At 63.4% G+C, this 8,642-nt stretch carries 9 protein-coding genes; 4 read left to right on the forward strand and 5 right to left on the reverse strand.

What is annotated here, in order from left to right:
• Positions 1-210: 210 nt before the first annotated feature.
• The 3 genes from WAO18_RS18225 to WAO18_RS18235 are packed head-to-tail and all read right to left on the reverse strand — an operon-like array spanning position 211 to position 2,785.
• Positions 211-1,380 carry an amidohydrolase family protein gene (locus tag WAO18_RS18225; RefSeq protein WP_422207636.1) on the reverse strand — a complete coding sequence of 390 codons (1,170 nt, stop codon included), beginning with the start codon at positions 1,378-1,380 and terminating at the stop codon, positions 211-213.
• The gene (locus WAO18_RS18230; RefSeq protein WP_422207637.1) at positions 1,377-2,429 is read right to left on the reverse strand and encodes an amidohydrolase family protein; all 1,053 of its coding nucleotides are present in this window, start codon (positions 2,427-2,429) and stop codon (positions 1,377-1,379) included. Before WAO18_RS18230 ends, WAO18_RS18225 begins: the two co-directional genes overlap by 4 nt.
• A complete protein-coding gene (locus WAO18_RS18235) occupies positions 2,426-2,785 on the reverse strand; it encodes a Rieske (2Fe-2S) protein (RefSeq protein WP_422207638.1) in 360 nt (119 codons plus the stop codon). The genes WAO18_RS18230 and WAO18_RS18235 overlap by 4 nt, the downstream gene beginning before the upstream one ends.
• A 102-nt stretch (positions 2,786-2,887) precedes the next feature.
• On the opposite strand from WAO18_RS18235, the gene WAO18_RS18240 reads away from it, so the two are divergent.
• The 4 genes from WAO18_RS18240 (at position 2,888) to WAO18_RS18255 (ending at position 7,468) form a co-directional block, all read left to right on the forward strand.
• Positions 2,888-4,123 carry a cytochrome P450 gene (locus WAO18_RS18240; protein WP_422207639.1) on the forward strand — a complete coding sequence of 412 codons (1,236 nt, stop codon included), beginning with the start codon at positions 2,888-2,890 and terminating at the stop codon, positions 4,121-4,123.
• Positions 4,120-5,277, forward strand: coding sequence for a Zn-dependent alcohol dehydrogenase (locus WAO18_RS18245; RefSeq protein WP_422207640.1), 1,158 nt, complete (start codon positions 4,120-4,122; stop codon positions 5,275-5,277). Before WAO18_RS18240 ends, WAO18_RS18245 begins: the two co-directional genes overlap by 4 nt.
• A gap of 2 nt (positions 5,278-5,279) precedes the next feature.
• The gene (locus tag WAO18_RS18250) at positions 5,280-6,029 is read left to right on the forward strand and encodes an alpha/beta fold hydrolase (RefSeq protein ID WP_422207644.1); all 750 of its coding nucleotides are present in this window, start codon (positions 5,280-5,282) and stop codon (positions 6,027-6,029) included.
• Positions 6,030-6,106: 77 nt separating this feature from the next.
• Positions 6,107-7,468, forward strand: a complete 1,362-nt coding sequence (locus WAO18_RS18255; RefSeq protein ID WP_422207641.1) for an HNH endonuclease signature motif containing protein — start codon at positions 6,107-6,109, stop codon at positions 7,466-7,468.
• 18 nt (positions 7,469-7,486) lie between these two features.
• On the opposite strand, the gene WAO18_RS18260 is transcribed toward WAO18_RS18255, so the two are convergent.
• Both WAO18_RS18260 and WAO18_RS18265 read right to left on the reverse strand, forming a co-directional pair.
• Positions 7,487-8,071: a TetR/AcrR family transcriptional regulator gene (locus WAO18_RS18260; protein WP_422207642.1), complete on the reverse strand. Its 585-nt coding sequence runs from the start codon at positions 8,069-8,071 to the stop codon at positions 7,487-7,489.
• Positions 8,068-8,592 (reverse strand): nuclear transport factor 2 family protein, encoded by a 525-nt coding sequence (locus tag WAO18_RS18265; RefSeq protein ID WP_422207643.1) that lies wholly within the window; start codon positions 8,590-8,592, stop codon positions 8,068-8,070. The genes WAO18_RS18260 and WAO18_RS18265 overlap by 4 nt, the downstream gene beginning before the upstream one ends.
• Between the last annotated feature and the right edge of the window lie 50 nt (positions 8,593-8,642).

Below are 8,642 nucleotides of genomic sequence, written 5' to 3' on the forward strand. Positions count from 1 at the left end.
GCAGGAAGCGACTCTGCCCGGAACTCGTCGATGTCCAGGCCGGCCGCGGCCTCACGCAGTGCAGGGTCGATGCGGCTGATCCCTCTTGGCCTTCTGGCCTCAGCGCGATCGATCTCAGTCGTCATGCTCTCGCCCTTCAGCGGTGTTAGGTCACCCTATTTAAACCGCTGGCAACGCGGCCCTGCGACTCGCGGTCCCTGAGCGCTTCGCTTACTCGAAACTGACGTCGACAGCCGGTCGTTCACCCGGGAGGGCTTTGACGGTGGACGGCAGCCCGTACAACGCGGTCGCGTTGCCGCGCATGATCCGCTCGCGTTGCGCCGCCGGGAACCGGTTGATCGCATAGGTCGGCGCGTCGTAACTCCAGTGCGGATAGTCCGTCGAGAACATCAGGTTGTCGCCGAGGTCCATCATTTCCAAGTACTCGCGGAATTGTTTGACGTCGGCGTCCTCCAGCGGCTGGGTGGTGAACCGGACGTGTTCGCGGACGTACTCCGACGGCCGGCGACGGACGTGCGGGAGGTCGCCACGGCGAGCTTCCCAGATCCGGTCCATCCGCCACATCACCGGCATCACCCAGGTGAAGCCGCCCTCAACGAACACCACCCGCAGATCGGGGTGCCGGTCGAAGGCGCCGTCGAACACCAGGCTCATCAGATGCGAGACGTACAGCAGCGGCCACGAGGCGAAGAAGTCATGCCAGTGCGCCGGATTGCCAACCGGGTAAATCGGAATCAGCTCGAACGGCGTCTGCCCCATCAAATGGGTGGCCACCGGCAGCCCGTTGGCCGAGGCGGCCGCATAGAGCGGATCGAAATGTGGATTGCCGAAAGGGATTCCACGCGTCTGAGGCGTCATCAGCACCTGCGCCATGTACGGGTGACCCGCCCACCGCTCTATCTCGCGCGCCGCCAACTCGGGCACCTGCGCGCTGACGCTGATCGAGCCGCGCCAGCGACCGTGTGCGTTGTTGCGGTCCAGCCAGACATCGGCGAGCCAGTCGTTGTAGGTGGACTTCAGCACGTGCTCCGCTTGCGGTAACTGCGCATCGCACATCGGTTCCAGCGTGGCGATGCTGACCCCCGCGTCGAGCAGCAATTGTTTGGCGGCGTAGTCGGGATCGGTGCCGGCAAATCCGCCGCCCGGCGGCGCCGCGTCGACTCGCATCGACATGGTCTTGAACGAATCCGGGGTGTCGTAGAAGTGCGGCACCGGGGTGACGGCGTTGCCGGTCGGCCAGATCTTGTCCACCCATTCGGGCGGCGCATAGGACTTCAGGACGTCCGGCGAGACGGGCATCGGATGCACATCGGTGTCGACGATGGCGACCGCGATCTCGTCATGCTCGGTGTGTGGTTCGGCCCGTTCGATTATGGTCATCGGACACTCCCTTCCGCCGGTGTAGTGAGTCCGTAGAGCTCAACGGCGTTTCGCCACAACACGGTGTCGCGTTGTGCGTCGTTCAGCCCGCCGGCGGCGTCCTCGGGTGAGGACGTCGACCAATGCGGGTAGCCCGATCCGTACATCAGCAGATCCGCCTTGCCGGAGAACTCCATCCATCGCTGCATCTGGCCGGGATCGGTTGGCCCGTCGAACGACGACGAACAGAACCGGACATGGGCGGGCAGATAGTCGCTGGGATAGCGGTCGACCCAGGGCGTCTGATCGCGCATCGAAAGCCAGAAGGTGTCCAGCCGCCACATCAGCGGGGTCAGGATGTCGTAGCCGCCGTCGGCGAAGACGAACCTCAGATCGGGATGACGCCCGAAGACACCTTCGACGATCAGCGTGGCCAGGTGCACGAAGTAGTTCAGCGGCATGAAGGCCGCGTAGCCCGGATAGGTGTGGGCGTGACCGGCGAAGGTGGGCGCGTAGTCGACGCCGTTGCCTCCGTTGATATGCACTGCTACCGGAAGCCGGTGCGCCGCGGCGGCTTCCCAGATCGGCTCGAACATGGGTTTGCCGTAAGGCTCGCGAGACTGCATCGGGACACCGACCTGGACCAGCTTGGGATGCGCGGCTAGACGCTCGATCTCGGCGACCGCACCCTTGGGATCCTCCGGGTTGACCCGGATGGTGCCGCGGAAGCGATTCGAGGAGTCGGGTTCCAGCCATCGGTCCAGCAGCCAGTCGTTGACCGCGGCACAGATTCGGCTGTTCAGCAGATAGTCCGCGATGTTGCCGCGGGTCAACGGGTTCAGCACCGCGTAATCGACCCCGGCATAGTCGAAGAGATGCCGAGCAACGGTCTCTGGGTCAGACCCGGGATAGCTCTCGCCGTACAGGTCTTGGCGGTAGTTGCCGCCCGGAGCCTGATACCACTGTTGTTCGACGTCTGGGATCGACCGCAGTTTGTGCGCGGCCGGTAAATACCGCCTTATCTCCGCGTTATAGCGGAAATGCGGCTGAACATTCGTGTCGATGATCATGCGGTCAGGAACACCTTCCCGTCGTCGACATCGACGTCGTAAGTGCGGACCCGCCGCTTGGGGTCGGCGAGGTTTTGACCCGTGGTGACGTCGAATTCCCAGTTGTGCCAAGGGCATCGGATAATTTGTCCGTCTTTGACGCGCCGGAGCCCATCCGGCTCGTCGGGCGCGGGCTCATTCGTGCCGCCAATCAGCCCCTCGCACAACGGCGCGCCCTCGTGCGAGCAGTAATTCACGATCGCATGCAGTGAGCCGGCCACGTTGTACACACCGACGCCGAACTTCCCCACATCGACGAGTTTCATCGCCCCCGGCGGTAGTTCGTCGAGAGAGCACACGTATCGGCGTTCCAGCACGGATCCATCCTGTCCCCGTTACGGTAACCACCACAAGCCGTTGGGCTTGGTTGCTATTTATACTATGATAGCGAGATTCCAGACGCCCCCTAAGGAGCGGCAATGACGCTGCGCACCGAACGCCCAGATGTCGGGGACGAACCCGTCACCCTGGACACCACCGGCGAAACCAGCCCCTACCCCTTCTTCGAATACATGCGGCGCACCGAACCGGTGTTCCACGGGTCGCTGATGGACCACGAACTCATGCCGCCGGAATTGAAACCGGACGACGAGTGGGTGCTATTCGGCTACGACGGCGTCTTCCAGGCGTTCCGCGACGACAAGATCTTCACCTCCGCCGCCTACGACAAGACCATCGGATTAGTGATGGGCCACATGATCCTGGCCATGGGCGGCAAGGAGCATCACGATCATAGAAGCTTGGTAGCCAAGGCATTTCGTGCCACCGCGCTCGAACGGTGGGAGCCATCGGTCATCGGACCCGTCTGCGATCAGCTGATCGATGAGATCAAGAATGAAGGGCACGCCGACCTGGTTAAGGCGCTGACGTTCGAGTTCCCCACTCGGATCATCTCCGAACTGCTCGGGCTCCCACGCGAGGACCTTGACCTGTTCCGGCGGTTGTCGCTGGACATCATCTCGATCCCGACCGACATCATGGCGGGATTGACCGCGGCGAACGAGTTGCACGATTACTTCCTCAATCAGGTCGAGCAGCGTCGCCGCAAACTGACCGACGACATCATCGGCGACCTGGTGGCCGCCGAGATCGACGGCGAGAAACTCACCGACGAAGCGATCATCGCGTTTTTGCGGCTGCTGCTGCCCGCCGGTCTGGAGACCACCTACCGGTCGTCGGGCAACTTGCTCTACCTGTTGCTCACCCACCCCGAACAGCTGGCGATGGTCCAACAGGACCGGTCGCTCATACCGGCTGCGATCGAAGAAGGACTGCGCTACGAAACACCGCTCGTCATGGTTATGCGCACCACCACTGAGGATGTCGAGATCGGCGGACACACCATTCCCGCCAACGCGCAGGTCGATTTGTGCATGGGGTCGGCCAACCGCGACGAGAGTCGTTGGGAAAACGCCAACACCTTCGACATTCACCGGCCGCGTCAAGCGCATATCTCATTCGCCGGGGGCATCCACATGTGCCTCGGAATGCACTTGGCCCGGATGGAAACCCGGGTGATGCTGGACAGCTTGTTGGACCGGGTCACGGATTTGGCGCTGGTAGCCGAGGACGGTAGCGGCGAGGAGTCCAAGATCGTGGGCCCGATCTTCCGGTCGCCCAACAAGCTGCCGGTGACCTTCAGCGCCGCGTCATGAAAAGCCGCGCGGCGATCCTGCACGACGTCGGCGGCCCGTGGTCCGTCGAAGAATTCGAATTAGATCCCCCGAAAGCCGGCGAAGTCCTGGTGAAGATGGCCGCCGCCGGCTTGTGCCACTCCGACGACCACATCCTCAAGGGCGACATGTCCGCGCCCAACGAGGTCATGCGTTCCATGGGGCTGCCCACCATGTTCCCCACCATCGGCGGGCATGAGGGTTCGGGCATCGTGCAAGAAGTCGGCGAGGGTGTTACCGAGTTCGCGCCCGGTGACCATGTGGTGATGTCGTTTGTCGCGGTCTGCGGCCAATGCCGTTGGTGTGCAACCGGAGCCGAATACATCTGCGACGCCGGCATCGGCACCATGATCCCGGGCATGCCCACCGACGGCACATTTCGCCACCACACCGCCGACGGCCGGGACCTGGGCCACCTCGCCAAGGTCGGGACCTTCGCCGAACACACGGTGGCATCGACGAATTCGCTGGTGAAGATCGAACAACATCTGCCGTTGGCGCCGAGCGCGCTACTGTCCTGCGCGATTCCGACCGGTTACGGATCCGTCGAAAACCGCTCCAACATGCGCGCGGGCGACACCGTCGTAGTAATCGGCGTCGGCGGCATCGGAACAGCCGCGATCCAGAGCGCCCGGATCAACGGCGCCGCGCAGATCATCGCCGTCGATCCCGTTGAGTTCAAACAGAAGTCGGCGTTACGGTTCGGCGCCACACACAGCGCTGCGACGGCCGAAGAGGCACTGGACCTGGTCCGCGGCCTGACGCATGGCATCATGGCCGATGCCGTCGTGGTCTCGCCGTCGCTGATGAGCCGCGAAGACGTCCGCGATGGAGTCGCCCTGACCCGCAAGGGCGGCACCTGCGTGCTGACTGGGATGACCTCGCAGCTGACCCAATCGGTCAAGATCAACCTGCAGGACTTCATCCTGATGAACAAGACGCTGGCCGGAACCATCTTCGGCTCGTGCAACCCGAAGGCGGACATCGACCGGCTGGCCAAGCTCTACCAGACTGGTCAGCTACTGCTCGACGAGATGATCACCAAGCGCTACCGCCTCGACGACATCAATGACGCCTACGGCGATCTGCTCAACGGTGAGATCGTGCGCGGCATCATCGATTTCGGGGTGGCATAGAACTGCACTCGCCGGCTCTCGTTCTCATTCACGGCGGTGAGCACTCTGCGGATTGCTGGGATCTCACCATCGACGAACTGCGCCGCCGGGCACCGGCCTTACCGGTGCTGGCGGTCGACCTGCCCGGCCACGGCATCACTCCCGGCGACCTGACCACAGTCAGCATCGCTAGTTGCGTGCGATCGGCAATCGAACAGATAGAAGAGGTCGGCCTCGGTGACGTGATCGTGGTCGGGCATTCGCTTGCCGGATTGACGGTGCCCGGCATTGTTGCTGAACTGGGGCCGTCGCGAGTGCGGGAGATGATCTTGGTGGCAGCCTGTCTACCCGAGCAAGGCAAAGCGATCGTCGACACGCTGGTAGGGCCGCTGGCCTGGTACGTGCGTCGCGCGGTCCTGCTGGAAAAGCCGCCGGCGACAATGCCGAACATGCTGAGCGCCTTGCTCTTTTGCAACGGCATGACGCGTGCGCAGCGCCGCCTTACGTTATCCCGGATACACCCCGAGGCCGTGACGATCATCGCCGAGCCCGTCGATCGCAGCGATCTGCCCGACGATGTGCCGCGGACCTGGGTCCTGACGCTGCGCGATCGGGCGCTTTCTCGACGCGTCCAGTTGCGCAGTATCGCGGCGCTCGGCGGCGTGCAGACGCTGATCCCGGTCGACACCTGTCACGATGTGATGATCAGCGAACCCGGAACGCTGGCCGAGATTCTCATCGACCGTTGTCGGATGTATCAGCCGGCTGGCTAGGCCCTTCGTTCAAATCACTTGTGTCACTTCAGTTTCACTCGGCAGAACTTGTCGGACCCGTTGGTTATTATTCGAACATGCGTTCTAGTAGTCGTGAGGAGATCGTCGAGGTTCTCGACGCGCTCGAAGCCGGCTACAAACGCGCCCTGGACCTGACCTTCGACGTGCTCACCACACCGGAACGGCTCAGGATCTTGGAGCGCTGCGAGCGGATGCGCCGTTGGCAACCGGCCATCGAATACCCGCTCATCAACCAGCTGGCCCGCGAGGCCGACCAGGCCGAACTCGGCGGCAAACTGGCCCCTGCGCTGGCTAATCGGTTGCGGATCAGCCGCGGCGAGGCATCGCGGCGCATCCACGAGGCCGAGGATCTCGGTGAGCGCAGGGCGCTCAGCGGCGAACCGCTGGAGGCGGTGCTTCCCGCTACCGCCGAGGGACAGCGCAACGGCGGCGTCGGCGCCGGACACGTCGCGGTGATCCGCGGGTTCTGGCATCGGCTGCCCGATTTCATCGATCTGGAAACCCGCGCCAAAGCCGAGGCGCAGCTGGCCCGTCTGGCCGGTGAGCACCGGCCTGATGAGTTGGCCAAGTTGGCGGACAAACTCACCGACTGCCTCAACCCCGACGGCGAGTTCACCGATGTCGACCGGACCAGGCGACGCGGCATCACCGTCGGTAAGCAGGATCTCGACGGAATGTCGCCGATCAGTGGCTACCTGACGCCAGAAGCCCGCGCCACCATCGACGCGGTGTTGGCCAAGCTCGCAGCGCCGGGGATGTGCAACTCGGCCGATGTCGAGCCGTGCGTCAGCAGCATCCCGTCACAGACCGCCATCGACAACGACACCCGCAGCGCCGGACAGCGCAACCACGACGCGCTTCTCACACTGGCGCGCAACGCTTTGTCGTCCAAAGAGCTGGGTCAGCACAACGGCTTGCCCGCCAGCATTGTGGTCACCACGACGCTGAAAGATCTGGAAGCCGGCTCCGGGAAGGCCCTGACCGGCGGCGGCACGCTACTGCCGATGAGCGACGTCATCCGGCTGGCCTCGCATGCCCATCACTACCTGGCCATCTTCGACAAGGGCAAAGCGCTTGCGTTGTATCACGCCAAACGGCTGGCCTCACCCGCGCAGCGAATTGTGCTCTACGCCAAGGACCGCGGGTGTTCGTTCCCCAACTGCGACGTACCCGGCTATCTCTGCGAGGTCCACCACGTCACACCCTGGGCTGCAACTCACACAACCGACATCGACGACCTCACCCTGGCCTGCGGACCGAACCACAAGATGGCCGACCAAGGTTGGACCACCCGCAAAAACCCGCATGGCGACACCGAATGGATCCCGCCGCCGCACCTGGATCGCGGGCAGGCTCGTACCAACACGTTCCATCACCCGGAGAAACTACTGCGGACGGACGAAGGCGACGAGCCATAGCTCTCGCCGCGTGGCCAATTATCCATCGCGAGCGATCTGCTCTAAAAGCCATGCGCCCCAGGCGGCATCGGTTCGCTTACCGGGCAACGCGAGTGCCGTGGAGATCGTAACTAGAAGGCCGGTTGCAAAGAAGGTTCGCACCTCCAGCTCGTCCGCGCCGGTGAGGTCGGTGACTGCACGTTGCAGCGCGAGGTGACGGCGGGCGACTGGCTCGCGCACGGCTTCATTTCCAGCAGCGGCGTAGCTCTGCAGCATCATCAGCGCGACAGTTCGATCGCCCTGCAGCAGACGTCGATAAGCGTCGCCGAGCCCGATGAGCGGTGTTGCACCGTCGCTGGCGCGTAAGCCGGTGGCCGCCGCTCTGAACGCGGCGGTAATGCGATCGAAAGTCGCGTCGACGACCGCAAGAAAAAGCGCTTGCTTCGAGCCGAACATCTGCACAACGCGCGGATGCGAGATGTCGGCGCGAGCGGCGATCGCCTCCAACCGTGTTCCAGTCAGCCCCGTTTCGGCGAACTCGACTGCCGCCGCATCCAGAATCTCGGCACGCCGCACCGACGCTGGCTTTCGCTCACGTACCGACGCTGGGGCATCGGCGGTCATCGCGACCGATTTTCCCCAACCTGCCGCAGCACAAATTCGTTGTCATACAGACAGCGATAGGCACCGATCAGACCATCCTCGCGAAACTCCAAGCGATCGTCGCCGTGGAATTCGACCTTCCGACCAGTCGGGGCGTGCGTGCCAATAAACCGCCAGGCGACCAGCACCGCAGGGCGGGCCACGTCGGCGAACAGGCCCTCCAGGAAGAATTTGTGGTCAGGGAACGACACGTCAAGCATTACTACAAAGTCTCGGATCGCGTCGCGGCCGTGAACCGTGTCGCCGAGCGCCGGTTCGTCGTACACCAAATCCTCTGAGCACAACGCGGCGACAGCGTCGCCGTCATGGTCGTTCCAGGCCTTCCCCCAGCGTTGACAAACATCTTTGACGGCAGCAGGTTCGGCAATCGCGGTATCAGACATCGGCGGCATGTGTTCTAACTTACTAGTTTGTAAGGACTGGCGCAAGTCTCGGTCACCCCCGGTACTAATACGTTCCATCACCCGGAGAAGCTTCTCCACGATGATGACGACGATGCGCCCTAATCAGCGCAGCGAGTACCGGACCGGCA

Source organism: Mycobacterium sp. (assembly GCF_049278535.1).
In the GTDB taxonomy this organism is placed as follows: domain Bacteria; phylum Actinomycetota; class Actinomycetes; order Mycobacteriales; family Mycobacteriaceae; genus Mycobacterium.

Coding starts and splice junctions, on each gene's coding strand:
- WAO18_RS18225 (WP_422207636.1), bottom strand. CDS start 1,380: ATGACCATAATCGAACGGGCCGAACCACACACCGAGCATGACGAGATC.
- WAO18_RS18230 (WP_422207637.1), bottom strand. CDS start 2,429: ATGATCATCGACACGAATGTTCAGCCGCATTTCCGCTATAACGCGGAG.
- WAO18_RS18240 (WP_422207639.1), top strand. CDS start 2,888: ATGACGCTGCGCACCGAACGCCCAGATGTCGGGGACGAACCCGTCACC.
- WAO18_RS18245 (WP_422207640.1), top strand. CDS start 4,120: ATGAAAAGCCGCGCGGCGATCCTGCACGACGTCGGCGGCCCGTGGTCC.
- WAO18_RS18255 (WP_422207641.1), top strand. CDS start 6,107: ATGCGTTCTAGTAGTCGTGAGGAGATCGTCGAGGTTCTCGACGCGCTC.
- WAO18_RS18260 (WP_422207642.1), bottom strand. CDS start 8,071: ATGACCGCCGATGCCCCAGCGTCGGTACGTGAGCGAAAGCCAGCGTCG.